Source organism: Sorangium sp. So ce185 (genome assembly GCF_051526825.1).
Classification (GTDB): Bacteria; Myxococcota_A; Polyangia; order Polyangiales; family Polyangiaceae; genus Sorangium; species Sorangium cellulosum_D.
Genome location: NZ_CP150316.1, coordinates 12709834 through 12734457, shown reverse-complemented (window position 1 = coordinate 12734457; position 24624 = coordinate 12709834). Strand labels below are relative to the sequence as shown.

Genomic DNA, 24624 nt, shown 5'->3' with positions numbered 1-24624 from the left:
CTGCCACCCGGGCGCGGCCGATACGATGGTCAGTGCGAGGCCGGCGCGGCCAGCGAGGCGCGCCCGGGCCCGGGCCCGGCGACGATGTCCGCGCACGTGCGCGCCCCCTCGGCGGCGGGGCTCGGCGTCCCGGGGAACGGCGCGCCGGTCGCGAAGTAGATCACCGTGTTGGCGCCGAGCACGAAGACCACGAGGCCCACCGCGCCGAAGACCACCGCGGCCATCCGCTGCGCCCGGCGCGACACGGTGACCCCCCACGAGAAGCAGAAGCCCCAGAGGCCGTTGGCGAAGTGGAACACGCTCGCCGCGATGCCGAAGATGTAGACGAGCGCGATCACCGGGACGCCGCCCACGGTCGACGCCATGTCGGCGCACAGCCGCGGGTAGAACTCCTCGGGCGCCATCCGGCCCAGCCACTTCTGCGCCCAGTACTGCCAGAGGTGGAACCCGATGAACGCGAACGCGAGCACCCCCGTGACCCGCTGCATCGTGTACATCCAGTTGCGCGAGAACGTGTAGCTGCCGACGTTCGGCTTGCCCTCGAGCACCAGCTTGACCCCGTAGAGGGCGTGGAACGCGAGCGGCAGCACGACGAGCCCGATCTCGAGCACCGGCAGGTACGGCATGTGCGAGATCTCGGAGACCGCCGCGTCGAACCGCTCCTGCCCCTGGAGCGCCTTCGCGTTCGTCCAGAAGTGGAAGAGCAGGAAACCGCCCACGGGGAGGGCGCCGGTGAGAGAATGCAGCTTGCGTAGGAGAAAGGACCGGCGGCTCTTGTGGAAGAGCGATCTCGCGGGGGTTGCCTCGGACACGCTGACCTCGATGGAAGGCGGGCGCGGCGGGTGTATGGGATGCCCCGGGTGACGTCAAGGTGAACGCAGTCGACAATTCTGGCCGGTTTTCCGCTGCCTTCGGCGCAAAGGCCGACGGCGCGCCCGGGCGGCGCCCCGCGCGGCGACGGCGGCCGCTCCTCGCCCGTGCGCCCGCGGTCGCGGTCGCGGCGCTCATCGCGCTCGGCGCGGCGAGCGCCGGCTGCGGCGCGCAGGACGGCGCCGAGGCGGTGAGCCCGGCGCTCGGCGGGTCGCCCGAGGCCCAGGCCGAGCTCCGCCGCATCCTCTCGCGCTTCGCGAGCGGCGCGCGCGCCGAGCGCATCGCGCTCGAGCCGGAGCTCCTCGCCTTCCGCGGCCGCCACGCGGGCGACGACCTCGCGCGCGTCGCGACCGCCCACCTCGCGTGGATCGCGCTGGAGCGAGGCGACCTCCGCCGCGCCGAAGCGCTCGCGGCCGAGGTCGAGGCCGAGGGGCCGGGCGCGACCGGAGATCTCGCGCGCGTGCTCCGCGGCGCGGCGCTCCGGCGCTCCGGCGCGCCGGCAAGCCGAAGCCGGCCTTCGGGGTGCTGCGCCCGCTGGTGAGCAAGGTCATCGACGCGTACGTCCGCTCGCTCCTCAACGAGGAGGTCACGACCGCCGCGATGGAGGCGGGCGCGTGGACGCAGGCGGTCGAGCTGATGGGCGTGTGGCTGCGCGAGGCGGACGACGACGACCGCGCCGCGATCCGGGCGCAGATCGGGGCGCTCCTGCGCAAGGTGCCGATCGCGCACCTCGTCGCCGCGATGCGCGCGGGCGAGGCCGCCGGCGAGGTCGTGGACCCGCAGGTCGACCTGCGCTCGCTGGTCGCCGAGCGCCTCGCGATCGTCGCCCGCGAGCGGCGCGACGTGGCGCTCGCGAAGGAGCTGCTCGATCGGGCCGGCGCGATGCTCGGCAACCAGGGCGACGCGATCTCGGAGCTCGCGGCCGGCGCGGGGACGGCGCGCGTCGAGCCGCCCACGGTGGGCCTGCTGCTGTCGACGCGCACGTCCGAGTCGCGCCGCCGGGGCGTCGAGATCGCGGCCGGCGTCGCGCACGGGCTCGGGCTGCTGAGGCCGGGGTCGGACGCGCGGCTCGTGAGCCGCGACGACGGCGGCCAGGGCAGCGTCGACGAGGCGCTGAGCAGCCTCACCGCCGAGGGCGCCGCGGTGCTGATCGCCGGCTCCGACCGCGAGCAGGCGACCGCGGTGGCGAAGTTCGCGCGGGCGAACGCGATCCCGGTGCTGCTCGTCCACCCGCCGGAGCCGGCGGCGCTCGACGGCGCGTTCGTGTTCGTCGTGGGCGAGGAGCCCGCGCGGGGCATCGAGGTGCTGGCCGCGGCGCTCGCGGAGCGGGGCGCGAAGCCGGTGGCGCTCGTGGGCGGCGACGCCGGCGCCCGGAAGGACGCGGCCGCCTCGACGCCCTCCGCGCCGGCGGGCGCCGCCGGGGGCGCGGCGCCTGGGGCCGCGGCCGCGCCGGGCGGCGCCGGGGCCGCGCCGGCGGCGCTGGCCGAGCGTGGCATCGCGCTCGCGCTCCCGTGCGACGCGGCCTTCGATCCGCGCGCCCTCCGGCCGCCGGCCGTCCGGGGGATCATCCTGGCCGGGGACGCGCCGTGCGCGGAGCAAGCGATCCGCGCCGCGCCGCGCGCGGTGACGCTCGCGCTCGGCTTCGAGGCGGCCGTGCCGCCGCCGCCCGGATCGCTCGTCGCGACGGCGGGGCTCTTCCCGTTCGTCGCGGCGCCCGCCGGCGCGCAGCCTCCGCCGGGCGCGGGCGGCGCGGGGGCCGCGCTCGCGGTGTGGCTCGCCACCCACCCGTCGCCGCCGAGCTTCTGGGCGGCGCTCGGGCGCGACGCCGGCGTCCTCGCGTGGGCCGGCGTGCAGCGGCTGCCGAAGACGGGCACCGAGGACCCGGCCGAGGTGAAGGCGCGGCGCCTCGCGGCGGCGAGCGCCCTGAGCAGCGCGACGGTGGAGCTCTGGACGACGGCGGCGGCCGGCTTCGGCGGAAAGCGCGTGCTGCCGCGGGTGGTCGGCCACCGCGAGATCGAGAAGGCGCGATGAGCGGGGCGAGCCGCCGGACGAGCGCGCGGCCGCCGCGCGGGGCGGTGCGCCTGGCCGGCGCCCGGTCGCCGTGCAGGGCTCGCGCGTGGCGTGGAGAGCGTGCCGCCGCGTCGTCCTGGGGCTGCTCCGGCGCCGCGGGGGGCGTAGCATGGCGCCGCATGATCCGCCGAGCCCTCTCCTGTGCCGCCGCCGCCGCGCTGACGGCGCTCGCCCCGGCCGCGCTCGCCGATCGCGTGGCGGTGCTCCCCGCGCGCGGCGGCACCGACGAGGCCGCCCGGAGCGCCGCGCAGGCCGAGGTCGCGGCCGGGCTCGCCGCCCTCGGCCACACCGCGGTGCCGGACGGCGCGGTCGCGGCCGCGCTCAAGGGCGTGGCCGACGGCGTCGCCGACACCACGGACGAGTACCGCGCCGTGAGCGCGCAGACGGGCGCGGACTGGGTCCTGAGCGGCACCGTCGAGCCTGCGGTCACGACCGCCCGGGTGGAGCTCACCGCGTACCTCGCCTCGACCGGCCGGGTCGAGTCGGTCGCGCGGGAGGTCGACCGGGGCCGGTCGGCCCAGCAGACGCAGGAGATGCTGGCGGTGCTCCTCCGCCCCGAGGGCGTCGGCATCGGCGAGCTCCCCTGGGAGCGCCCTGCGGGCGCCGCGCCGCCCGCGCCCTCGTCCGCCGGCGGCGCCACGGTGCTGCCGCCGGTGCCCGCGCCGCCGCCGGCGCCGCCCGCGAACGAGGTGCAGATGGCGTACCCGCTCGGGCCGGAGCGCGTCTGGCCTGCGTACTCGGGCGGGCGCCGCTTCGCCCTGTCCGCGTCGCTCGGGGCCGCCGTCGCGGCGGCGCGCCTCCCGGGCGCGAGCGGCAGCGCGGCCTCGCTGGTCGGCGCGGCGCGCGCGGCGTACGCGGTCGGCGATCACGGGCTCGAGCTGTTCGCCGGCGGCGGCGGCAACCTGGTCGGGCCGTTCGCCGGCTGGATCGAGGGCGGCGCGCGCCTGATGCTGACGCCCAGCCGGACGCCCGAGGGCGGCGCGTGGCGCGCGTTCCCGCTCCACGTCGGCCCGGCGCTCCACGCCGGCGCGTTCTTCAGGTCGGGCGCGGGCGCCGTGGGCCCGGGCGGCGCGACGTACCGCGGCGACCTCGAGGTGCACCCGGTGATCGGGGCGTCGCTCGACGTCGCGCTCGCGCTGAGCCCCTCGGTGCAGCTCGAGGCGCAGCTCGGCAATCTCCGGTGGGTCCCCACGGGGGACGGCTCCCTGCTCCTGCTCGGCGCGACGCTCGGCGCCGGGGCCCGGTTCTGACGCATGCGCGTCGAGCTGCCGAGCCGCCGCAGCACCATCCGCCTCGCGCGCGCGCTCGCCGACCGCCTCGCGGGCGGCGATCTGGTGGTCCTCGCCGGCGACCTCGGCGCCGGGAAGACGTTCTTCGCCCGCGCCCTCTGCCGTGCGCTCGGTGTGCCGCCGGAGCTGCCGATCACGAGCCCGACCTTCACGCTGGTCCACGAGCACGAGGGCCGCGTCCCGATCGCGCACGCCGACGCCTACCGCCTCGGCGGCGCCTCCCCTGCGGAGGGCGCGGCCGGCGGCGCGGCCGCGGAGCTCGCCCAGCTCGGGCTGCGCGAGCGCCGCGCGGAGGGGGCGCTCGTCGTGGTGGAGTGGGGCGAGCCGTTCGTGGAGGCGCTCGGCGGCGACGCGCTCCTGATCCACCTCATCGCCCCCGAGGACGCCGCGGCGCCCGGCCGCGCCGCCGAGATCAGGGCGACGGGCGCGCGGAGCGGCGAGGTGCTCGCCGCGCTGGAGGCCGCGCTGCGAGGCTCCGGCGGAGCGCGGGGATCGGGGCCGGGCGCCGCGTGAAGGGCGCCGAGCGGCCGGAGGCTGGAGGGGGCGAGCGGCGGCTGCTGGTCTTCCGGGCGAGCTCGACGGGCGGCGCGCCGGCGCGAGCGGCGCTACGCAGCGCGGGCGAGCGAGCGCGCCGGGTCATCGCGAGCCCGACCCCGTGCGCGGCGGCGTTGCGTGATACAAGAGCGCACCGTGAAGGAAGGCGCTGAGACCAGCCGGAGCGAGCTGCTCACGAAGGCGCTGGAGCCGGTCCTCGCGTTCTTCGACAACATCGGCAACATCGTCACGCTGACGTTCCAGACGCTCGTCTGGCTCGTGCGCCCGCCATTTCGCCCCGCGCAGTTCCTGGCGGCGATGGACTTCATGGGCGCGCAGTCGGTCTTCATCGTCGGCCTGACCGGCGTCTTCAGCGGCATGGTCGTGACGCTGCAGACGTCTTACGCGCTGCGCGCGTTCAGCGCCGAGGGCCGCGTCGGCGGCCTCGTCGCGGTCTCGCTGGCCCGCGAGCTCGCGCCGGTCTTCTCGGCGATCATGGTCACCGCCCGCGCCGGCAGCGCCATGGCCGCGGAGCTCGGCAACATGCGCGTCACCGAGCAGATCGACGCGATCGCGACGATGGGCGTGAGCCCCGTGCAGTACCTGCTCTCGCCGCGGCTCTTCGCCGCGACGGTGATGCTGCCGCTCCTGTGCATCCTCTACACGAGCGTCGGCATGTGCGGCTCGTACCTGGTCGCCGTGCTCTGGCTCGGCGGCGACGAGGGCGCGTTCTTCCAGAGCATCCGCGACTTCGCCTTGCCCAAGGACATCTCGATGGGGCTCATCAAGGCGTGCGTCTTCGGCTTCATCGTCTCGTCGATCTCGTGCCGCCACGGCTTCTTCGCCTCGGGCGGCGCGCGCGGCGTCGGCGTCGCGACCACGCGCGCCGTCGTCGAGAGCTGCGTCACCGTGCTCGTCACGAACTACATCCTGACGCAGCTGCTGCTCGACATGTGAGCCGCGCGGCCCGCCCCTCCCTCACCGCGCGCCGCGCGCTCGGGGATGAGGACCCCGCTACGCTCGCCGAGCCCGGCGAGTCGATCGACGACACCGAGGCGGCCGATCTGGAGTGCTCCGGCACACCAACAAAGGCTTCCGGCGCGTGCCCGAGACCTTCCGGCGCCCTCCGGAAGCTTCCGTCGCCGAAACGAAGCCTTCCGGCGCGCTCGTGAGCACGACATTTCGCGCACTTAGGAGTGCCGGCCCTGCTCCCGGCGCCGTCCGGCATTCGCCGGAGCACGAATTTCCGACGAATTTCGCGTCCCGCCCCGCGACGGAAGCCTCCGGCCCGCGACGGAAGCCTTCGTTCCCGTGACGGAAGCTTCCGGGCCTGCGACGGAGGCCTTCGTTCCCGTGACGGCGCCCCCATCCATCTCCACCGTAGGCCCCCGGGGAGGGTGTTCTCGGCGCGGGGCAGGGGGGTGGGGATGGGCCGATGTCTGAGCCCGAGATGTGAGTCATCCGGCTTGCCGGATGGCTCACATCTCGGGCGAGTTCGGCGGGCCCCCACCCCCCTGCCCCGCGCCGAGAACACCCTCCCCGGGGGCCGGGCCTACCGCAACGAGCTCGGCGGATCCGGCTCCCGCAGCGCGATCAGCGCCGGCGACAGCTGCACCGGGTACCGCGCCGGCGCCCGCAGGTGCGCGACCGCGTGCGGCAGCAGCTGCCGCGCCGCGATCGAGCGCTCGCGCCCCGCGCTCGGCGGCTCGGGCGCCTCCAGGGCGTGCCCGCCGCGCATCACCGCGCGCGCGAGCGGCGCGAGCCGCGCGGCCCCGAGCGAGCGCGGCGCCAGCATCCGCTCGTGCGCCAGGTGGATCACGTCGCAGGCCGCGCGCCCCGCCTCGTCGTAGTAGCGCGCCACCATCTTGCGCCCCGCGATCACGTCGCCGCGATCGCTCGTCCCCTGCCGCAGCGCCCACGCGCCCGACTCCTCGAGCGCCACGAGCTCGTAGCGCGCCGCGGGCAGCGCGCCCTCCGGCTCCGCGAGCCCCGTCGCGATCCAGCCGCCGGCGGTCGTCCCCACGCGCCGCGCCTCGAGGAGCAGCGCCTCCTCCTCGTGGCCCCCGAGGTCGACCGTCCGATCGGCGTACCAGGGCCAGCTGCCTTCGAGCGGCGACGGCGGCGGCGCGAGCTCGCCGAGCTCGATCCCCGCCTCGCCGCGGAACGGGATCCCGAGCGCCGTGGCCGCGAGCGCGCTCGTCGTCGCCGCCGCCCCGCCCACGTGCGCCGCGCGGGCGAGCGCCAGCGCCTCCTCGGCGAACGGCACCCGCGCCGACGACCCGTCGACGACCGCGCCGCCGTCCGCCGCGATGTGGAGCCGCGCCGCCCGCGTCGCCGCGGCCGTGCCCCGGCGGAGCGCCGGCACGAGCAGCGCGCCCACGAGGAGCGCCTCGATGAACGGCCCCTCCACCGCGACGACCGGCGTGCCCGGGAAGGCGATCGTCCCGTCGGGCATCGCGTCGATGTCGACCGAGATCGGCGCGCCGGCGAGCCGCTCCACGAGCGCGTCGCTCAGGCCGCAGGCCTCGCGCGCCGCGAAGACCGCCCCCGCGTCGAGGCGCGCGTCGTTGAACGCGAGCGCGTCGAGCGCCGCCTCGACGCCCGCGACCACGAGGAAGCCCGTGTGCGGCGGCATCGCCGTGAAGGCGAGCTCGAAGCTCGCGCGCCGGTCGGCGACCCCCGCGTGGAGCAGGCGCTCGGCGTCGAGCAGCGCGCGTCCGTCGGTGAGCAGCGGGCTCGCTCGCAGCATGGCCGCCGGCATCGGCGTCGCTCAGAGCCGCGCGGCCAGCGTCCGGGTGCCGGCGACCGTCGAGGCCTCGTCGAAGAGGAACGGCAGGATCACGGTCGGCAGGTCGAGCTCGCGGCGCAGGCGGGCCAGGCTCTCGTGCTGCACCGACTCGCGCATCGCCCGCCGCGCGCCGGCCACGACGGCGCTCTCGGCGGTGTGCGCCGCGCGCGCCGGCGCCTGGATGTCGAGCCGCCCCGGCTCGGCGAGCAGCGCCCGCCGCTCCTCGGGCGAGAACAGCGGCGGCAGCACGCCGTTGATGATCAGCCGGTGGACCGGCAGGCCGAGCTCGCCCCGGACCTCCGCCACGAGCTCGACGGTCTCGGTGGCCGGCATCTCCTCCGGGAGCGTCACCACGACGACCCCGCTCCGCGCGGGGTCCCTGAACATCGCCCACGCCGCCTCGGCGTCGCGGCGCAGGATGCCCGGCGGCGCCACGTCGAGGATCACCTTGGGCACGCGCAGCATGTCCACGCCGTGCCCGGTCGCGGGCGCGTCGAGCAGGACCACGTCGAAGCGGTTGGAGCCGTCCGGCAGCAGCTCGGTCGTGTGGAACCAGGCCTTGCCGAGCATCGCCCACTCGTACAGCCCCGGCACCGCGCGGAAGAAGGTGCGCGTGTACTTGTTGTCGAACACGAGATCGGCCGCGGCGCGCACCTTGAGGACCATCTCGCCGTACTCCCTGAGGGCCTTGTCCGGCGAGATGTTCACGGCCCACACGCGCTCGGCCACGTGGGTGACCTCCTGGCCGATCGGCTTCGTGCCGAGGATGGCCGAGAGCCGCTCCTTCGTGTTGCACATCGCGACGAGGACGCGCTTGCCGCGGGCGGCGAACGCGAGGGCGAGCGCGCCGGAGATCGTCGTCTTCCCGACGCCTCCCTTGCCGGTCACGAACAGGAAGCGCCGGCCCTCGAGCGCCGGCAGATCCTGGCCGAGCCCGCCCGCTTCTGAGGCTAGTTGGGCGCTGGTCATTCCGCGTCAGCCGAGTTAGGCGCAAGCTCGGGCGAAGGCAACCCGGATCAAGGAAGCGGCCTCTGCTATGCATCGCCTATGCGCATCACCGAGCGACACCTCGAACCGCTGAACCGACGCTTCCAGGGCGCGTCGCCCGTCGAGCTCCTGCGTTTCGTCCGCGAGACCTTCGGCCCCCGCGCGGCCATCATGAGCAGCATGCAGCGGGCCGGGACCGCGCTGTGCCACATGGCCGACCGGGCCGGGCTCGCCTTCGACGTCATCTTCGTCGACACCGGCGTGCTCCACGCCGAGACGCTCGCCACGCGCGACGAGCTCGCGCGCACCCACCCGAACCTGCGCGTCGTCACGCTCTCGCCCGAGCGCACCTTCGCGCAGCAGACGCGCGACGAGGGGCTGCTGTACCTCTCGAAGGAGGGGCAGGAGCGCTGCTGCGACCTCCGCAAGTCGGCCCCGCTCCACGCCATCCGGGGCCGCTACGACGCGCTCGTCGCCGCGCTCCGCCGGGGCGAGGGCGGCGCCCGCGCCAAGGTCGCGCCGTTCGGCCTCGACCCCGCGAACAACGTCCTCCGCGTCCACCCGTTCGCGTCGCTGAGCGGCGAGGAGCTCGACGCGTACTTCGCGGCGCACCCGGACGCGATCGAGAACCCGCTGCACGCGATGGGCTTCCGCACCATCGGCTGCTTCCCGTGCACGACGCCCGTCCTGCCCGACGAGCCCGAGCGCGCCGGCCGCTGGCGCCACCTGGCGAGCGTCGAGTACTGCGGCATCAACCCGGTCGACCGGGGCGACACCGACGGCGGCGTCGACCTCGACGACCGGTACGAGCGCCTCTTCGCCGCGTGACGATGCGCCTGCGCCTCTTCGCCGCGTGACGATCCGCCTGCGAAACCCGGTTCGCGGCAGCTCGATCTTGACTCAAACGGCATGCAGGGAGATTTGCCCCGCATGCCGGCGAGCTACTTCGACGTAGACGGCACCCTGGTCACGACCAACCTCGTGCACCCGACGGTGTTCTACATGCTGAACCAGCCGACGCCGATGCACAGCTTGGCGAAGCTCGGCCGTGCCCTGGTGAAGGCGCCATGGATGGCGATGGCGGAGCTCCAGGATCGGCGCCTCTTCAACGAGCTGCTCTTCAGCTCGTTCGACGGCGTCTCCGAGGATCGCCTGGTGGCGCTCGCCGAGGAGGCGTTCGCGAAGGTGCTCAAGCCGGCGATCTACGCCAAGGCGCGCGACCTCGTGAAGTGCAGCCTCGACAAGGGGCACGACGTGGTCCTCATCTCCGGCGCGCTGGATTTCTTGATGCAGCTGCTGGCCGAGCACCTGGGCGCGACCGGCATCATCGCGAACCGCCTCGAGGTGAAGGACGGCTTCGCGACGGGCAAGCTCCTGCGCCCCGTGGTGGCCGGGCCCGAGAAGGCGCGGCTCATCCGCGAGCACGCCCACGCGCACGGGCACAACCTCGACGAGTGCTTCGGCTACTCGGACAGCTACTCGGACGTCCCGATGCTCTCGGTCGTCGGCTACCCCGCGGCGGTGAACCCGGACCGCAAGCTCAAGCTGCTCGCGCAGGCCTACCACTGGCCGATCCTCGAACTCGCCGCATGACCCCGGCCCCTCCCGCACGGCGGCGGGAGACCACCTTGCAGCCCAACACGTCGCACCACCTGCTCTGAAAGCCCCATGAGCCATCCTTGCGTCGTCACGCTAGACAGCCGCAGCGCCCCCCGGGTGCTCTTCTCAGGCGACCAGCTGGTCGAGGTCGACCTGCCCACCGGCACCCGGGTGCTCTACGCGAAGCCGCCCCTCGAGCCGCTGAAGGACGTCGACGCCGCGATCCGCTACGCGATCAACCACCCGCACAATTCGGAGCCGCTCTACGCGAAGCTCCGCCCGGGGATGAAGGTCACGATCGCGGTGGACGACATCTCGCTGCCGCTGCCCCCGATGAAGCGGCCGGACATCCGCGAGCGGGTGCTCACCATCGTGCTCGATCTGCTCTCGGACTACGGCGTCGACGACGTCGAGATCATCATCGCCACGAGCGTCCACCGGCGGATGAAGGACTGGGAGGTCCGCCACATCGTCGGCGACCGGATCTTCAACGCCTACTGGCCGAAGAAGCTCTACAACCACGACGCCGAGAACCTCGCCAACATGAAGTACCTCGGCACGACCGACGCCGGCGAGGAGGTCGAGCTCAACAAGCGCGCGGTCGACAGCGACCTCGTGATCTACGTGAACCTGAACCTCGTCCCGATGGACGGCGGGCACAAGTCGGTCTCGGTCGGCCTGTGCGGGTACCGGAGCCTGCGCGCGCACCACAACCCGCGGGTGATGCGCGACTGCTACTCGTACATGGACCCGAAGAGCTCGGCGCTGCACACGAGCGTCGAGCGCATGGGCCGGCTGGCCAACAAGAAGCTCAACGTCTTCACGATCGAGACGACGATCAACAACCGCATGTTCGATCGCCCGCTCGAGTTCCTCGCCCGGAACGAGGACGACCTGAGCGCGGGCGAGAAGAGCGCGCTGCGCGCCCTCCGCTTCACGCTGTCGAAGGTGCCGCAGCCCGCGCGCCAGGCGATCTTCCAGCGCGTCCCCTCGCCGTACGGCGTGACCGGCGTGTTCGCCGGCGAGACCGAGGCGGTCCACGAGCACACGCTGAAGCGCAGCTTCGACCAGTACCTCGTCCCGGTCACGGGCCAGGCCGACATCCTGATCACGGGCATCCCGTACATCAGCCCGTACAACGTGAACTCGTTCCTGAACCCGCTGCTCGTGCAGGTGATGGCGAACGGCTACCTGTTCAACCTCTACCGGGGCGCGCCGATGCTCAAGAAGGGGGGGACGATGATCATCCTCCACCCCTGCACCGACCTGTTCGACAACGAGCACCACGCCCCGTACATCGAGTTCGTGCACCGGCTGCTGCCGGAGACGCGCGACGCGATGGAGCTGCACAAGCGGTACGAGAAGAAGTTCTCGGAGAACCCCGCCTACATCGAGATGTACCGCTTCGGGCACGCGTACCACCCGACCCACCCCTTCTTCATGTGGTACTGGGGCGAGGCGGGCCGGCAGCACATCGGCCGGATGATCGTGGTCGGCGCCGACAACGAGTACATCCCGCAGCTGCTCGGCTGGGAGACGGCGCGCACGATGGACGAGGCGCTCCGGATGGCGAAGCAGTCGGCCCCGCCCACGCCGGAGATCATGGCCCTGCACTCGCCGCCGATCTTCATGGCCGACATGACGGCGTAGCGGGCGCGCGGCCGGCGGGAGGCGCCACGATGCGGCTGCACCTCATCGACGGCACCTACGAGCTCTTCCGCGCCCATTTCTCCAAGCGGCCCGGGCACCGCGCGCCCGGCGGCTGGGACGCGAAGGCCACGGTGGGCGTCGTCGCCTCGCTGCTCGCGCTGCTGCGCCACGCGGACGAGGAGGTCACGCACCTCGCCGTCGCCTTCGACAACCCGATCCGCTCGTTCAGGAACGACCTGTTCGCCGGGTACAAGAGCGACGAGGGCATGGATCCCGCGCTGCGCGCGCAGTTCGATCCGGTCGAGGAGGCGGTGCGCGCGCTCGGGGTCGTCGTCTGGTCGATGGACGCCTTCGAGGCGGACGACGCGCTCGCGACGGCGGCGGCGCGGTTCCAGGGCGACGTGGCGCAGGTGCGCATCCTGAGCCCGGACAAGGACTTCGGGCAGTGCCTCTCGGGCGATCGGGTCGTGCAGGTCGATCGCCGGAAGGAGCGCGTCATCGACGAGGCGGCGATGCGCGCCGCGCGGGGCGTGGCCCCGGCGAGCATCCCGGACTTCCTCGCGCTGACCGGGGACGACGCCGACGGCATCCCGGGGCTCGCGGGCATCGGCGAGCGCACGGCGGCCGCGCTGCTCGGCGCCTACGGGCACATCGAGCGGATCCCGGACGACCCGGCGGCGTGGTCGGTGCCGGTGCGCGGCGCGGATCGGGTCGCGCGCGCGCTGGTCGAGCAGCGGGAGGACGCGCTGCTCTACCGCACGCTGGCGACGCTCCGGACCGACGTGCCGCTCGCGGAGCGCCTCGACGACCTGCGCTTCCGCGGCGTGCCGCGCGGCCGCTTCGAGGCGTGGTGCGACGCGCTGGACGTGCGCACGCTGAAGTCGCGGCCGACGCGCTGGGAGTGAGCCACAGGTGAGCCGGGCGGAGCGCGCCGCGCGGCGTACGCCCGTCCGGTCGTCAGCCGCCGCGCGGCGGGTAGACGCCGGCTCCTCCGAACGAGGAGGCGAGAAACGCGAGCGCTCGCTCCAGCGTTCCGAAGCAGGGCACGCCGGCGGCCCGCAGCGTCGGCACGTCGATCATCCGCGTCATGGGCCATTGATCGACCGTGGGCTTGTAGACGCGCCCGGGCGGGAAGTGATCGCTGAGCCATCCCTTGATGTCGCGCGTCCGCTCCCAATCATCGCCGTGCTCCCAGCGCGTCCCCGGCAGGAGACCAGGTCGCTCCTGACCGTCCGGACCGATGAGGGGGCGGCCAGCCATGCGCTCGACGCAGGGCAAGAAGAGTACCTCGTACTCGCGGCACATCAGCACGACCGCCACGGGGAAGGGCGGATCGATCTCGCGCACCCAGGAAGCCATCTGCGGCCCTCGTTCTCTGGGACAGGCGTCGTCTTCGTCGCGAAGGATGAGCAGCGCACCAGCGTCGCGCTTGGCGCGAACGAGGCCGATCCCCTTCTCGATCCCCCTGCGCTGATGCGTGTTCTTGCAGGTGATGGCGCGTGCCCAGTGCTGCCAGTGACCGGCTTCGTGCCAGAGCCGTGTGATCAGGTTCTCCGCGGCTCCCAGCTCGCCTTCCCCCTCGACGAGGATGTAGCCCTTCATTGCCTTATTCCGCGGCGGCGAAGGGCAGCTCCTGCTGCAGCCCCTCCATGCGCATGACCTCGCCGAGGGTCATGAGCCCGCTCTTGACCACCTCCCGCTGGCTCGCGCGCATCGGCGCGACCACCGTCTCCCCCTCGGCGCGCATCACCACGCGGACCTCCTCGGGCTCGACGAGGTCGAGGAGCTCCGGGCTGTGCGTCGTCACGATGACCTGGCTCCGCTTCGTCGCCTGCTTCAGGTGATCGTAGAGGAGCGGGATGGCGCCCGGATGCACGGTGAGTTCGGGCTCCTCCACGCCGATCACCGGTACGGACGGCTCCTGGAGGAGCGCCGTGATGATGCCAGCGACGCGCAACGTCCCGTCCGACTCCTGCGTGGCGTCGAACCACTTCGGCTTCTTGTTCGGCGATACGTGCTGGAACTGGACGACGAGGTAGCTCGCGGCCTGCGCCACCTTGATGTCGAGCGTGTCGCCGGTGAGCTTGTTGAGCGCCGCGATGAGGTCCGGCTTCCATGTGGCGGCGGGTTGGTCCTTCAGGACGGAGACCCAGTTGTCGCCGTGCCGGCTCATCGGCTTGGTGGGGCTGTACTTCTGCGGAGCTCGCAGGGTGTCCGGGAAGATCGCGTACACGGCGATGTTCTGGAGCGCGTGGACGAGCTCCTCGAAGCGCTCGTCGCCTCCGATCAGCTGCAAGGCCAGGTTCTTCTTGTCCAGCGGTGGCCGGAGCCCCTCCGGCCCGTCCTGCCACTTACCGCCGCTGACCCGGAAACGGAAGCGTCCGTTGCCGCGGATGACCTCCGCGTCCTCCGATTTGACCTCGTACTCCTCGGCGCTCGATCCGGTCAGCTCGAAGCCGTACTCAGCCCTCCCGGACGGCAGCGTGAGGCCCACCCGGAGGACGACGTTAAACGGGTGCCCGCCGCTCCAGCGACGGACCGCCCCGATCCCGTGGCGCATGGTGATCGCTCCCGAGAGACCCATGTGCATCGCGTCCGCGACGAACCGCAACGCGTCCATGACGTTGCTCTTTCCGGATCCGTTCGGTCCGACGAGCACGGTGAGCTTCCCGAACTCGATCCGGACGTTCTCGCCGAGGCTCCGGTAGTTCGAGACGGTCAGGTGGGTGATCATGCGTGCTCCAGCGGGCTCTTCCGATCGGGTGATGCGCTCGTGCGCGAGGAGTATACCGCCTCATGCCTCCGGCTTCGGGCGAGCCTACTCCCGCGGGCGCGCGGCATCGCCGTCGGGTGCACGATCCGCTCCGAACGAGCGCTCGCCGGCTCCCCCGAAACGGAAAAAACGGCGGCTGCCGCGGCGCACGACCTACCGCGCTACTTCGCCGGGAGCGGCGCGGGCGCCTTGAGCTCGGCGAGCACGCGCTCGCGGATGAGCGGCAGCGGCGGCGACCCGTGCGCGAGGAGCGCGTCGTGGAATCGGCGCAGCGAGAACGCCGCGCCCAGGGCCGCCTTCGCCTCCTCGCGGAGCTTCAGGATCTGGAGCTTGCCGAGCGTGTAGGCGAAATAGCCGGGGTCGAACGTCGCGCGCAGCGCCTGCTCCCGCGCCGTCGCGCGGTCCTGGGCGCAGTCGTCGACGAAGCGGCGCTCGGCTTCGTCGAGCCCCATGCCCTCGGCGTGCACGCCGAGCGACACGACCACCCTGCAGTTGCGCAGCAGCGCGTCCGCGAGCTGACCGAGCCGGCTCTGCGGGTCCTCCTTGCCGAACCCCTGCTCGATCATCATCTGCTCGGCGTAGTGGGCCCAGCCCTCGACGAACGAGTAGCTCTCGAACATCCGCTGCGCCTCGGTCGGCGCCCGGTTCACCCACAGGCCCTGGACGAAGTGCCCCGGGTAGACCTCGTGCACGGTCGTCGAGAGCAGCGTCCCGCGCGGCATCACGTACTCCTCCTGCTCCTTCTTGGGCCAGGAGGGGTCGGGCTTCGTGATGTAGTAGAACGCCTCGAGCCCCTTCCGCTCGAACGGCCCCGGCGCGTCGAGGAACGCGGAGTTCCAGCGCATGTACGGCGGCGTCTCCTTCACGATCGCCCGCTCGTCGGACGGCAGGCTCACGATCTCCCGGTCGACGACGAACCTGCGCGACGCCTCCATCACCCGCGTCGCCTCGGCGAGGAGCTGCTCCGCCTTCGGCCGGGTGGGCTTCACCTTCCTGGCGAGCTCCTGGTAGGCCGCCTTGTTCGCCGCGAGGTCCTCCTCGCCCATCCTCTTGAACTCGGCGAGCGGGATCGAGAGCCCCCCCTGCGCGAGGAGGAGCTTTTTGTATCGCGCCTCGCCGAGCACGTGGCTCGCGTCGCCCTTCGGCAGCTCGACCTTGGCGAGGTGCTCGGCGAGCCGCTCCGCCGCGTCGGCGAGCGCGGCGTTCGTCTTCTCGAGATCGGCCTGGAACGCGGCGTCGCCCACGCCCTTCAGCAGCTTCACGACGTCGCCGCGCAGGTACTCGGCGTAGCCGCGGAAGATCTTCGCGGCGACCTCGACCACCGGCTTCGGCAGCGGGCTCGCGAGGTTCTCGAGGACGCGCGGCACCTGCGCCAGCGCCGCCTTCTCGTGCTCGAGGAGGCGCCTCGCGCGCTCGGGCAGCGGCGCATATGCGCGATCGAGGTAGTGGTTCACGCCGAACAGCTCGCCGTAGAACTGCGGCCGCCGGCGCCACTCCTCGAGATCCCTGCCGTTGAAGAGCTTGAGGTCGATCTGCTGGAGCAGGAGCGCGCGATCGAGCGCCTCGTCCGGCGAGAGCGCCGCGGCGTCGATGGCGGCGAGGGCCGCGCGATCGCGCTCCAGGCGCGCGAGCCTCCGCTCGATCGCCGCCGCGGAGTAGTCGCCGACCTTGCCGTCCTGCTCGTGCAGCCCGCGCGACCGCGCGAACGCCGGCTCGTCCGCCACCCACTCGCGCACGATCCGGCCGCGCAGCGCCGCGAACGGCTCCCGCGGCGCCTCGTCTGGCCGCGCGGGCGCCGCGGGCGTTGCGGCCGCGGGAGGCGCAGTTGCGCGCGGGGCTTCGCCGGCGGACGGAGGCGGCGCCGAGGCGCTCCCGCTGCAGGCGGCGATCGGCGCGAGCGCCGCGGCGAGCGCCACGAGGCGGCGCGAGCGCGGGCGGCGGGCGGGCGTGGGGGCAGGTGCGGCCATGGCGGGCCGGAGCCTCTCAAACCGGCCCGGGCGGGTCAACGGCGCAGGCCGCCGACTACCCGCGGATCGCTCGATCGATGATCGCGTCCACGTGCGAGAGCGCGTGGTCGAGGTCGAAGCAGCGCGCGAGCTCGTCCGGGGCGAGCAGCGCCGCGACGTCGGCGTCCTTGGCGAGGTTGTCGCGGAAGCGGCCCTCGCCCGCGATGGCGCGCATCGCGCAGCGCTGCACCATCTCGTAGGCCGCCTGCCGCGGCCGGCCCTTCTGCACGAGCGACAGCAGCACCGCCTCGCTGAAGAAGAGCTCGCCCGTGCGATCGAGGTTCTCGCGCATCTTCTCGGGGTAGACGACCAGCCCGTCGACGAGCCCCGCGGCGCGATCGAGCATGAACCCGAGCGTCGAGGTCGCGTCGGGGGCGATCATCCGCTCGACCGACGAGTGCGAGATGTCGCGCTCGTGCCACAGCGGCACGTTCTCGAGCGCGGGGATCACCGCCGCGCGCACGATTCGCGCGAGGCCGCACAGGTTCTCGCTGAGGATAGGGTTGCGCTTGTGGGGCATCGCGCTCGAGCCCTTCTGGCCCACGGAGAAGCGCTCCTCCGCCTCGCGGACCTCGGTGCGCTGCCAGTGCCGCACGTTGGTCGCGAGCCGCTCGATGCCCGCCGCGATGAGCGAGAGCGCGGCGAAGAACTCGGCGTGGCGGTCGCGCGCGACGATCTGCGTCGAGACCGTCTCGGGGCGCAGGCCCAGGGCGGCGAGCGCGCGCTCCTCGATGCGCGGCGACAGGTGCGCGTACGTCCCGACGGCGCCGGCGATCTTCCCGACCGCGATCGCCTCGCGCGCGGCGCGCAGGCGCGCCCGGCCGCGCTTCATCTCGGCGAGGTGGCCCGCGAGCGCCAGGCCGAACGTGATCGGCTCGGCGGCGATGCCGTGGCTCCTGCCGATCATCGGGGTGCGCCGGTGCTCGTCCGCGCGCCGCGCGAGCGCGTCGCAGAGCTTGTCGAGCCGCGTCGAGAGCAGGTCCGCCGCGCGGACGAGCAGGATCGCGAGGCTCGTGTCGAGCACGTCGCTCGAGGTCATCCCCCGGTGCAGCCACCGCGCCCCCTCGCCCGCCAGCTCCTCGACGTGGGTCAGGAAGGCGATGACGTCGTGCTTGACCGTGCGCTCGATCGACTCGATCCGCTCCGGATCCAGCGAGAGCTGCTTCGCCCGGATCCCTTTCGCGACGCCTGCGGGCACGAGGCCTTCGGCTTCCATCGCCTCGCAGGCGGCGAGCTCCACCTCGAGCCAGGTCGAGAATCGGGTGGCGGGCGACCAGAGCTCTTCGAATTCGGACGGGGTATAGCGGGGGATCATGGGCGGGACGCTGCGAAGGTCTGGAGGGTGCGTCAAGGATGGAGTGGTCCGGGACCCGCGCCGACGTTTGGAGCGCGCCGCGCGGCGCTTGCGGTCGCGCGGCGCGCTCCAAACGTTGGCGCCCGATGCCTACCGAAGCACCGGCGCCCGCGCGCCCCGACCAGGGCAGGTCGGTCGTCCGCCCGCCGTCCACCGAGAGCGATGCCGCGCCCGAGACCCTGCCCGCGGGGGCGAACGAGCCGACCGGAGCCGCCAGGGCGCCGGCGGACCTCCCGGGCCAGCCCGGGCGGGGTGAGCCCGCGGGGCGCGCCGTGGACGCCGCCCCCCCCGCGAGCGAGCCGGCCCGCGCGAGCGCGCGCGCCGGTCGCCGCGTGAAGCCGTACATCGTCGTGGTCGCGATGGACCTGTCCGAGCCGGGCGGGCGGGCGTGGCGCTTCGCCTTCGATCTCGCGGCGCTCCGGGGCGAGACCGAGATCCACGCCGTCGTCGTCGGCCCGCGGCAGGTCGCCCCCGCGGTGTGCGACGTGACGGTCCCGGGCGCGTCGTCGCCGCCCTCGCTGCGGGTGCTCCAGCACCGCTTCGCGGACGGCCAGGCCCGGCTCATGGCGATGCACTTCCGCACCGGCCGCCCCGACAAGGCCATCGTCTCGCTCGCCCGGGAGCTCAGCGCCGATCTCATCGTGGTGGCCACGCACCCGCAGTCGCCGCTCCAGCGGCTGTTCGGCGGCTCGACCGCCGATCGGATCGCGCGGAACGCGCCGTGCCCGGTCGTGGTCGTGCGCCCCAAGGAGGACGACGACGCCGACGCGGCCGAGTACGACCCCAGGCTGCGCTGACGGCCGGCGCGCGGCCTTCCCCGCGCCGCTCTTCCCCTGGCGCGACGACCTGCCGCGCGCTGACGCCCGCGCGCGCCCGACTTACCGCGCGCCGGAGGCCGGCAGCGCGCTGGCCTCCGCCGCCGGGCCGAGCTTGTCGGGCGCGCTGACGCCCTCGGCCGTGCCCCCCTCGCGCGTGTCGGCGTAGCCCCACGCCACGCCGGCGGCGTCGACGAGGATGTTGTTCGCGTCGCCGATCGGCATCGGATCCAGCACGACGGCGTGCCCCCGCCGCGCGAGGTCGTCGAGCGCGGCCTGCGGCGGCGGCGTCAGCCGCTCGACGCGCACCCGGTCCGGCATCCACTGGTGGTGGACGCGCGCGTGCCGGACCGCCTCGTCGATGGTCATCCCGTGATCGACCAGGTTGCGGAGCACCTGGGCCACGGTGTTCGGGATCGTGTCGCCGCCGGGCGAGCCGAGGAGGAGCGCGATCTTGCCGTCCCGGCTCACGAGCGTGGGCGTCATCGAGCTCGCCATGCGCTTGCCCGGCGCGACGGCGTTGATGCCCGTCTCCGAGAACGCGCCCATCGCGTTGCCGAGCAGGATGCCCGTCCCGGGGATCACGATCTTCGCGCCGAAGCTCGCCGACTGCGTGGTCGTGCACGAGACCGCGTTGCCCTGCGCGTCGATCACCGAGAAGTGCGTCGTCTGCGGGGACTCCGGCAGAAGAGCGTCCGCCGCGCTCGCGATGTCGCCCGCCGCCGTGGCGCGCTCCGGGTCGATGGGCGGGCTGCGGCGCATCAGGGTGCTCCCGTCGAGGAGCCTCGCGAGCAGCTGCCCCGTCTCGGGCGGGGCGAAATCCGGGTCGGCGCCCACCTTGCGCCGATCCGCGTACGCCCGCTTCGCCGCCTCGACGAACAGGTGCAGCGACAGCCCGGAGTCGGCGGGGGCCTCGTGCGCCTTCACCCGCTCCAGCGTGAGCATGATCTCCGCGAACGCGACGCCGCCCATCGACGGGGGCGGCATCGTGTCGACGGTGAAGCCGCGGTACGAGAACCGGAGCGGCGCGCGCCATTTGGCCTGGTAGGCCCGCAGGTCGTCCTCGGTGATGTGGCCGCCGCGCTCGCGCATCGCCGCGGCGATCTTCCGGGCGATCGCGCCCTCGTAGAACGCGCGCGGCCCCTCGGCGGCGAGCGTCTCCAGGGTGCGGGCGAGATCGAGCTGGCGCACCAGCTCGCCCTGGGCGAGCGGCCCCTTGCCCCGCCCCCAGACGGCGCTCGCGGCGCGATCGGCCCTCAGCCGCGGCCACGCCCAGCGCAGCGTCAGCGCCTGCCGCGCTCCGAGGCGGTGCCCCTGGCGCGCCAGGGCGATCGCGGGGGCCAGGAGCTCGGCGAACGGCCGCGTGCCGAACCGCTCGTGCGCCAGGGCGAGGCCGGCGACCGAGCCCGGCACACCGGCCGACGCGTAGCCGTGCGCCCCGGCGCGCACCATGGCCATGTTCGACGCGGTGGTCACCGACGCGGGCGCGGCCTCGCGGAAGTCGATCGCCTGCGTCTCGCCGTTCGCGAGGCGGACCATCATAAAGCCGCCGCCGCCGATGTTGCCCGCGCTCGGGTGCGTCACCGCCAGCGCGAACGCGACGGCCACCGCCGCGTCGATCGCATTTCCCCCGCGCCGCAGCACGTCCGCGCCGGCGCGCGTCGCGTGCTCCTCGACCGAGGTCACGAGCCCCGCGTCGCCGCGCACCGCCCGCGCGCCGCCCGAGGCGAGCGCGATCGGCGGATCCGGGGGCAGCGGCTCCGGCGCCGCCGCCGGGGCCGCAGGCTGCGCCGCGGCGCTCGCAGCCTTGGCCGCCGCGGCGGCGCTCCCGGGGGCCGGCGCGCTGGAGGCGGCGGGCGCCGCCGCGGGCGGGGCGGGCGGCGTGCGGGCCTCGCAGCCGGCGAGCAGCGCGAGGGCGAGCACCCAGCGCGGCCTCGAACGACGATGCAGGGTCATCAGGGTGGGCGCGAATCTACTACGGTGCCGGAGAAAGCCAGGCCGGGCCGCGCAGGGCGACCCGGCCCGGGGATCGGTTCATGGCGCGAGGCGCGCTCCCCGGCGGCGCGCGACGGCCGCGGAGGAGCCTCGCCTGGAGGCGCCTCCGCGGCAGCGCCTGCGCCGTCAGGGGCGCCGGGCCCCGCTCAGGACCGCTTGCGGCGGCGCGCGGCGGCCACGCCCGCGCCCGCGACGAGCGCCGCGAGCCCGGTGCCCGCGAACGGCGCGGACGAGGACGACCCCGGCGCGGCGGCGCAGGAGACGCTGGCCTCGGCCTCGGCGTGCGCGTCGACCTTGATCTCCAGCGTGCTCAGGTAGTCGAGGCAGTCCTGCAGGCTACCGACGACATCGACGTACTGGCCATTGCAGAACAGCGCGCCTTCCGGCTGGGAGCACTTCGTCTTGCACCCGCCCTCGAGATCGACCGTGCAATCCGCGTTGCAGTCGACATTGCAATCGAAGTTCGCCTCGGCCTTGCACTGCCCCGAGCAGCTCGCGTCGCACTTCGCTTCGCAGTCCGCGCTCGGCGGCGTCACCTCGCAGCTCGCGCTGCACTCGCCGTCGCAGCTCGCCTCGCACGCCCCCTCGCACTCCGCCTGCGCGCTGCCCCCGCTGGCCTCCGCCGCGCACCGGCCGCTGCAGTCCGCCTTGCAGCTCGCCGAGCAGCTCGCCCTGCAGTCGAACTTCCCGGGGTCGACTTCACACTTGGCGGAGCAATCCGCGGAGCAGTCGACGTTGCAGTCGGCCGTCACGTTGGCGTTACACCGGCCCTCGCACTTCCCGGCGCACGCCGCCGTGAGGTTGATCGGCTTGCAGCTCGTCTCGCACCCGCCCGAGGTGCGGAACTCACACGCTGCGCTCGCAGCTAGCTGGATATTTCCACAAGCCTCCGGGCCGGGCGCCGCCGACGCGGAGGAAGCAATGGCGAAAGGAACAGCAAAAGTGAATGCGCTTACAAAAAGCTGAGCAATGGTCCGTCGCATGTCAATTCTCCTAGGTTGAGAGAGCGCGGGTTCCGCGTGTGGCCTCTGCGGGTGTTGCAATCGGACGACCAGCACCCCCCCTTGAAGCATTTCCCGAGAAAAAAATCTCGATGGTCGCGCCCGCTCCGCCGTGGCGTGTCGAGGAGTTCACGGCGCGATGGCGCGACATGCCACACTGTTCGCATGTCCGGACAGGTGAGAGGACCTGCGGTCCGGTGATCAGCGGCTCACAGTGTCGGCGATCTGCCCTTTCCCGTAGCGCGCCACCACGCCCTTGCGCGCCCTGCCCGGGGTCGGCTGGCTGAGGAAGTCGCCGCCGACCGCCCAGAAGGCCCCTTCCCCGTCGGCCCAGACGGCGTGCAGGTCGGCATACGGCTCTTCCGTGAACTCGTCGATCCAGGCCCCGTCCACGAGGCGCTGCTTGAGGCCTCCATAGCCGACGATCGCGACCTCGCCCGGGCGGCCGCAGGCGACGCCGTTCACGTCGTTGGTGAGCTCGATGTCGAGGCGGCGCCACGCCGTGCCGTCCGAGCGGAGCACGTCTCTCCCGCCGACCGCGTACACCTCTTCACGGCTGCAGCCGGCGGCCGTGAACAGGGTGCCCTGCGCGATCGGCGGCTCGGACTGCAGTGCCCAGGTCGCGCCCGCGCGGTGCCAGATCACGCCGAATTCGCCGACGGCATAGAGGTCGTCGGACGACTGCCCCCAAACCTTATAGAGCGCGCGGCCGGGCTCCTCGGGCAGCGGCTCCCTCGACCATGCGCTGCCGTCCCAGTGAAGGACGATATCCTTCTCCGCCCCCGCGCCGCCGCCGGGCGTGCCGCCGACGGCCCAGGCGTCGTCGGGAGCGAAGGCGATTACGCCCCACAGCGTAGCGTCCGTCCCGGTCTCGTGCTCGGTGAACGCTGCTCCGTCCCAGCGCGCGGCGCGGCCGCGTTCGCCGACCATCCAGACGTCCTTCGGCCCGGAGCCGGCCACCCACCAGAACGTCTCCTCCCCGCCGGCCGGGAGCTCACGCCACGTCGACCCATCGTAATGCAGCGCGAGCGACGCGCGCCCGGTGTTGCCGAGCGGCCCCCCCACGGCGAACACGTCGTCCGGCGCCGTCCCCCAGATCGACAGGACCGCGCGATCGAGGTCGCCCTCGTCGAGCAGCACGCGCCACGCCGGCGGTCCGTCCTCGGACGGCGGCGTCGCAGGAGCGTCGGAGCAGCCGCCGAGGGCGGCCGCCGCGAGCGCCATCGCGGCAACGGGGTGCAAACGGGTGCGCATCGGGCAGAAGACCAGCCTGGAGCGATCCTGTCGGCGCGCGCGGCGCGCGCCTGTCCGGGGGCTCAGTTGCAGAACACGTCGTCCTGCTTCGGATAGTAATAGACGAAGATGTTGCAGTGCTCGTTCTTCTCGACGATCGGGCCGAACGTGTAGCAGCAATCCAGCCGATCCTCCGAGGTGTTGTTCTTGGTGGCGTCGTACTCGTCGAGGCCGCTGCAGCCCACGGAGGGGTCCGGCTGCTGCCACTCGTACGTGCAGCCGTACCAGACGCCGCCGTTCTTCGGGAGCTCCAGGTCGAGCTGCGGCGAGGTGAGCATCGGCGGGTCATCCCACGCGTTCGAGGTGTAGAAGCGCTCCGAGGCCGGGGGCGTGCCGATGGATGTGCCGTCCCACGCGTACATGTCGAACCGCGTGCCCCGGCTGTGGAAATGGCCGTTGGCGCCGATGATCCGCACGGGAGAGGGGCTGTTGATCTGGCACGAGCCCTCGAACGTGGGCCGCGGATTCGACTGGCAGACGCGGATGGATTGCTTGGTCGCGAAGACGGTGCCCATCTCGGCCGTCACCTGCTCGTCGGGCAACGACCAGAAGTTCACCCGGACGCGGCCGACCGCCTGGGGGGTCTTCTGCGACGTCGCGTTCACGTAATGCGTCTGCAGCATGAGCCACTCGTCGGGCTGGAGGACGTTCGCGACGCCCTCGGGGAACTCCCAGTCGAGCCGGCCGTCCTGCTGCGAGTTCGCGATGAGCGGCCAGTCGGCCCAGTTGGGGCTCTTGAAGCACTCGCCCACGCCGTTCTGGTTCTTCTGGATGAGCCCGCCCTCCGGCCCCAACCCCTTGATGGTCCGCACCCGGAAGATGTTCATGTGGTGCGAGCCGTCGCGCTGCGCGATCTGCACGCGGTGGAGGTTCACGGGCGCCTGCGGGTCGAGCCCGTTCGACGCGGCGAGCTCGCTGACCTTGAAGAAGTAGCAGTCCTGCTGCTCCACCCCCGGAGGCACCTCGATGTCCTCCGTCTGCATCTGGAAGCCGTCGCCCACCGGAGGCGGATCGAGCAGCGACGCGTCCACCGTCGGCCCCGGACCGGAGCCCGTCGAGCCCGGTCCAGGGCCCGGGCGGTCGTCAATGCAGGCGGCAGCACCCAGCGCGAGGGCAAGCAAACCGAACGTCAGCCGTCGAGCAGCCATGAGGTCCTCCAGTCAATGGAGCAGCAATGATGGAGATATACACCGTTGGGCAATTTCAGGACCATGATGTCACGCGGCCGGCAGGGATCCGGCGCGAGCCGGGCCGTCGTGGCCGAACGGGGGTAGGAGCTGCTAGGATGTGGGAGAGGTTCAACCATGGCGGCGTCCAAGAAATGCGGTCCACACACGGAGCTCGCCTCGAATGAGGCGACGCGCGTCACCCGGTGCGGGTGCGGTACCGTTCACGTGACACTCCTCGGCCCCGGCGTGACGTTTCGCATGCCGGCGGACGCGTTCCGCGGCGTCGCCTCCGGGCTCAAGGCGGCGGCCGAGCGGCTTGACGACGACGCCCGCTTCGGCACGACCTCCATCAATTAGCTTGCGCACCCGCCGCGGTGCGGCCTACCAGTTGCTTCGCCGCTGAGCATCCCGCTCCTCGGATGGCGCGGGTC

At 73.3% G+C, this 24624-nt stretch carries 22 protein-coding genes; 11 read left to right on the top strand and 11 right to left on the bottom strand.

Translation table 11 applies throughout. From position 1 onward, the window contains the following. Positions 1-29: 29 nt before the first annotated feature. The gene (locus tag WMF26_RS46980) at positions 30-812 is read right to left on the bottom strand and encodes a succinate dehydrogenase (protein WP_437998016.1); all 783 of its coding nucleotides are present in this window, start codon (positions 810-812) and stop codon (positions 30-32) included. Positions 813-871: 59 nt separating this feature from the next. Here WMF26_RS46980 and WMF26_RS46975 point away from each other — a divergent pair, with 59 nt between their 5' ends. From WMF26_RS46975 to WMF26_RS46955, 5 genes are all read left to right on the top strand, one after another. After that, positions 872-1411: a hypothetical protein gene (locus WMF26_RS46975; protein ID WP_437998015.1), complete on the top strand. Its 540-nt coding sequence runs from the start codon at positions 872-874 to the stop codon at positions 1409-1411. Then, complete coding sequence (locus WMF26_RS46970; RefSeq protein ID WP_437998014.1) at positions 1393-2901, top strand: hypothetical protein; 1509 nt, start codon at positions 1393-1395, stop codon at positions 2899-2901. Before WMF26_RS46975 ends, WMF26_RS46970 begins: the two co-directional genes overlap by 19 nt. Before the next feature lie 158 nt (positions 2902-3059). Next, the gene (locus tag WMF26_RS46965; protein ID WP_437998013.1) at positions 3060-4190 is read left to right on the top strand and encodes a hypothetical protein; all 1131 of its coding nucleotides are present in this window, start codon (positions 3060-3062) and stop codon (positions 4188-4190) included. Between the two features lie 3 nt (positions 4191-4193). Beyond that, on the top strand, positions 4194-4742 hold the full coding sequence (tsaE, locus tag WMF26_RS46960; protein WP_437334505.1) for a tRNA (adenosine(37)-N6)-threonylcarbamoyltransferase complex ATPase subunit type 1 TsaE: 549 nt from the start codon (positions 4194-4196) through the stop codon (positions 4740-4742). A gap of 177 nt (positions 4743-4919) precedes the next feature. Further along, positions 4920-5720 (top strand): MlaE family ABC transporter permease, encoded by an 801-nt coding sequence (locus tag WMF26_RS46955; protein WP_129580327.1) that lies wholly within the window; start codon positions 4920-4922, stop codon positions 5718-5720. A gap of 595 nt (positions 5721-6315) precedes the next feature. Here the strand turns inward: WMF26_RS46955 and WMF26_RS46950 are convergent. Both WMF26_RS46950 and WMF26_RS46945 read right to left on the bottom strand, forming a co-directional pair. Then, entirely contained in the window at positions 6316-7512 is a 1197-nt protein-coding gene (locus WMF26_RS46950; RefSeq protein WP_437998012.1) for a hypothetical protein, read from the bottom strand. Between the two features lie 21 nt (positions 7513-7533). After that, the gene (locus WMF26_RS46945) at positions 7534-8520 is read right to left on the bottom strand and encodes an ArsA family ATPase (protein WP_437998011.1); all 987 of its coding nucleotides are present in this window, start codon (positions 8518-8520) and stop codon (positions 7534-7536) included. A gap of 78 nt (positions 8521-8598) precedes the next feature. Here WMF26_RS46945 and WMF26_RS46940 point away from each other — a divergent pair, with 78 nt between their 5' ends. The 4 genes from WMF26_RS46940 (at position 8599) to WMF26_RS46925 (ending at position 12692) form a co-directional block, all read left to right on the top strand. Beyond that, positions 8599-9366, top strand: coding sequence for a phosphoadenylyl-sulfate reductase (locus tag WMF26_RS46940; RefSeq protein WP_061624948.1), 768 nt, complete (start codon positions 8599-8601; stop codon positions 9364-9366). Positions 9367-9468: 102 nt separating this feature from the next. Then, positions 9469-10131, top strand: a complete 663-nt coding sequence (locus WMF26_RS46935; RefSeq protein ID WP_020741513.1) for an HAD family hydrolase — start codon at positions 9469-9471, stop codon at positions 10129-10131. A 75-nt stretch (positions 10132-10206) separates the two neighbouring features. Further along, entirely contained in the window at positions 10207-11787 is a 1581-nt protein-coding gene (locus WMF26_RS46930) for a lactate racemase domain-containing protein (protein ID WP_020741512.1), read from the top strand. A 29-nt stretch (positions 11788-11816) separates the two neighbouring features. Beyond that, positions 11817-12692 carry a 5'-3' exonuclease gene (locus tag WMF26_RS46925; protein WP_437952556.1) on the top strand — a complete coding sequence of 292 codons (876 nt, stop codon included), beginning with the start codon at positions 11817-11819 and terminating at the stop codon, positions 12690-12692. Positions 12693-12744: 52 nt separating this feature from the next. Here the strand turns inward: WMF26_RS46925 and WMF26_RS46920 are convergent, their stop codons facing one another. The 4 genes from WMF26_RS46920 to purB all read right to left on the bottom strand — a co-directional run bounded on the left by WMF26_RS46920 (position 12745) and on the right by purB (position 17881). Beyond that, the gene (locus WMF26_RS46920) at positions 12745-13389 is read right to left on the bottom strand and encodes a DUF4276 family protein (protein WP_437952555.1); all 645 of its coding nucleotides are present in this window, start codon (positions 13387-13389) and stop codon (positions 12745-12747) included. A 4-nt stretch (positions 13390-13393) separates the two neighbouring features. Then, entirely contained in the window at positions 13394-14521 is a 1128-nt protein-coding gene (locus WMF26_RS46915) for an AAA family ATPase (RefSeq protein ID WP_437952554.1), read from the bottom strand. A gap of 200 nt (positions 14522-14721) precedes the next feature. Further along, a complete protein-coding gene (locus WMF26_RS46910; protein WP_437998010.1) occupies positions 14722-16527 on the bottom strand; it encodes a DUF885 domain-containing protein in 1806 nt (601 codons plus the stop codon). Between the two features lie 55 nt (positions 16528-16582). Then, entirely contained in the window at positions 16583-17881 is a 1299-nt protein-coding gene (purB, locus tag WMF26_RS46905) for an adenylosuccinate lyase (protein ID WP_437998009.1), read from the bottom strand. Between the two features lie 125 nt (positions 17882-18006). Between purB and WMF26_RS46900 the strand changes: the two genes are divergently transcribed. Then, positions 18007-18717 carry a universal stress protein gene (locus tag WMF26_RS46900; RefSeq protein ID WP_061621733.1) on the top strand — a complete coding sequence of 237 codons (711 nt, stop codon included), beginning with the start codon at positions 18007-18009 and terminating at the stop codon, positions 18715-18717. A gap of 81 nt (positions 18718-18798) precedes the next feature. On the opposite strand, the gene ggt is transcribed toward WMF26_RS46900, so the two are convergent. The 4 genes from ggt to WMF26_RS46880 all read right to left on the bottom strand — a co-directional run bounded on the left by ggt (position 18799) and on the right by WMF26_RS46880 (position 24172). Then, on the bottom strand, positions 18799-20691 hold the full coding sequence (gene ggt, locus WMF26_RS46895; RefSeq protein ID WP_437998008.1) for a gamma-glutamyltransferase: 1893 nt from the start codon (positions 20689-20691) through the stop codon (positions 18799-18801). Positions 20692-20876: 185 nt separating this feature from the next. After that, complete coding sequence (locus tag WMF26_RS46890; RefSeq protein ID WP_437998007.1) at positions 20877-21482, bottom strand: hypothetical protein; 606 nt, start codon at positions 21480-21482, stop codon at positions 20877-20879. A 450-nt stretch (positions 21483-21932) separates the two neighbouring features. Further along, the gene (locus WMF26_RS46885) at positions 21933-22973 is read right to left on the bottom strand and encodes a WD40/YVTN/BNR-like repeat-containing protein (RefSeq protein WP_437998006.1); all 1041 of its coding nucleotides are present in this window, start codon (positions 22971-22973) and stop codon (positions 21933-21935) included. Between the two features lie 74 nt (positions 22974-23047). After that, complete coding sequence (locus WMF26_RS46880; RefSeq protein WP_437998005.1) at positions 23048-24172, bottom strand: hypothetical protein; 1125 nt, start codon at positions 24170-24172, stop codon at positions 23048-23050. Positions 24173-24418: 246 nt separating this feature from the next. On the opposite strand from WMF26_RS46880, the gene WMF26_RS46875 reads away from it, so the two are divergent. Beyond that, positions 24419-24550 (top strand): hypothetical protein, encoded by a 132-nt coding sequence (locus WMF26_RS46875; RefSeq protein ID WP_437334494.1) that lies wholly within the window; start codon positions 24419-24421, stop codon positions 24548-24550. Positions 24551-24624 lie beyond the last annotated feature (74 nt).

Bases quoted from the DNA above. Each gene is read 5' to 3' on its own strand.
- WMF26_RS46910 (WP_437998010.1), bottom strand. From the start codon at position 16,527: ATGGCCGCACCTGCCCCCACGCCCGCCCGCCGCCCGCGCTCGCGCCGC.
- WMF26_RS46935 (WP_020741513.1), top strand. From the start codon at position 9,469: ATGCCGGCGAGCTACTTCGACGTAGACGGCACCCTGGTCACGACCAAC.
- WMF26_RS46965 (WP_437998013.1), top strand. From the start codon at position 3,060: ATGATCCGCCGAGCCCTCTCCTGTGCCGCCGCCGCCGCGCTGACGGCG.
- WMF26_RS46920 (WP_437952555.1), bottom strand. From the start codon at position 13,389: ATGAAGGGCTACATCCTCGTCGAGGGGGAAGGCGAGCTGGGAGCCGCG.
- WMF26_RS46945 (WP_437998011.1), bottom strand. From the start codon at position 8,520: ATGACCAGCGCCCAACTAGCCTCAGAAGCGGGCGGGCTCGGCCAGGAT.
- tsaE (WP_437334505.1), top strand. From the start codon at position 4,194: ATGCGCGTCGAGCTGCCGAGCCGCCGCAGCACCATCCGCCTCGCGCGC.
- WMF26_RS46950 (WP_437998012.1), bottom strand. From the start codon at position 7,512: ATGCTGCGAGCGAGCCCGCTGCTCACCGACGGACGCGCGCTGCTCGAC.
- WMF26_RS46925 (WP_437952556.1), top strand. From the start codon at position 11,817: ATGCGGCTGCACCTCATCGACGGCACCTACGAGCTCTTCCGCGCCCAT.
- WMF26_RS46880 (WP_437998005.1), bottom strand. From the start codon at position 24,172: ATGGCTGCTCGACGGCTGACGTTCGGTTTGCTTGCCCTCGCGCTGGGT.
- ggt (WP_437998008.1), bottom strand. From the start codon at position 20,691: ATGACCCTGCATCGTCGTTCGAGGCCGCGCTGGGTGCTCGCCCTCGCG.
- WMF26_RS46940 (WP_061624948.1), top strand. From the start codon at position 8,599: ATGCGCATCACCGAGCGACACCTCGAACCGCTGAACCGACGCTTCCAG.
- purB (WP_437998009.1), bottom strand. From the start codon at position 17,881: ATGATCCCCCGCTATACCCCGTCCGAATTCGAAGAGCTCTGGTCGCCC.
- WMF26_RS46900 (WP_061621733.1), top strand. From the start codon at position 18,007: ATGCCTACCGAAGCACCGGCGCCCGCGCGCCCCGACCAGGGCAGGTCG.
- WMF26_RS46930 (WP_020741512.1), top strand. From the start codon at position 10,207: ATGAGCCATCCTTGCGTCGTCACGCTAGACAGCCGCAGCGCCCCCCGG.
- WMF26_RS46915 (WP_437952554.1), bottom strand. From the start codon at position 14,521: ATGATCACCCACCTGACCGTCTCGAACTACCGGAGCCTCGGCGAGAAC.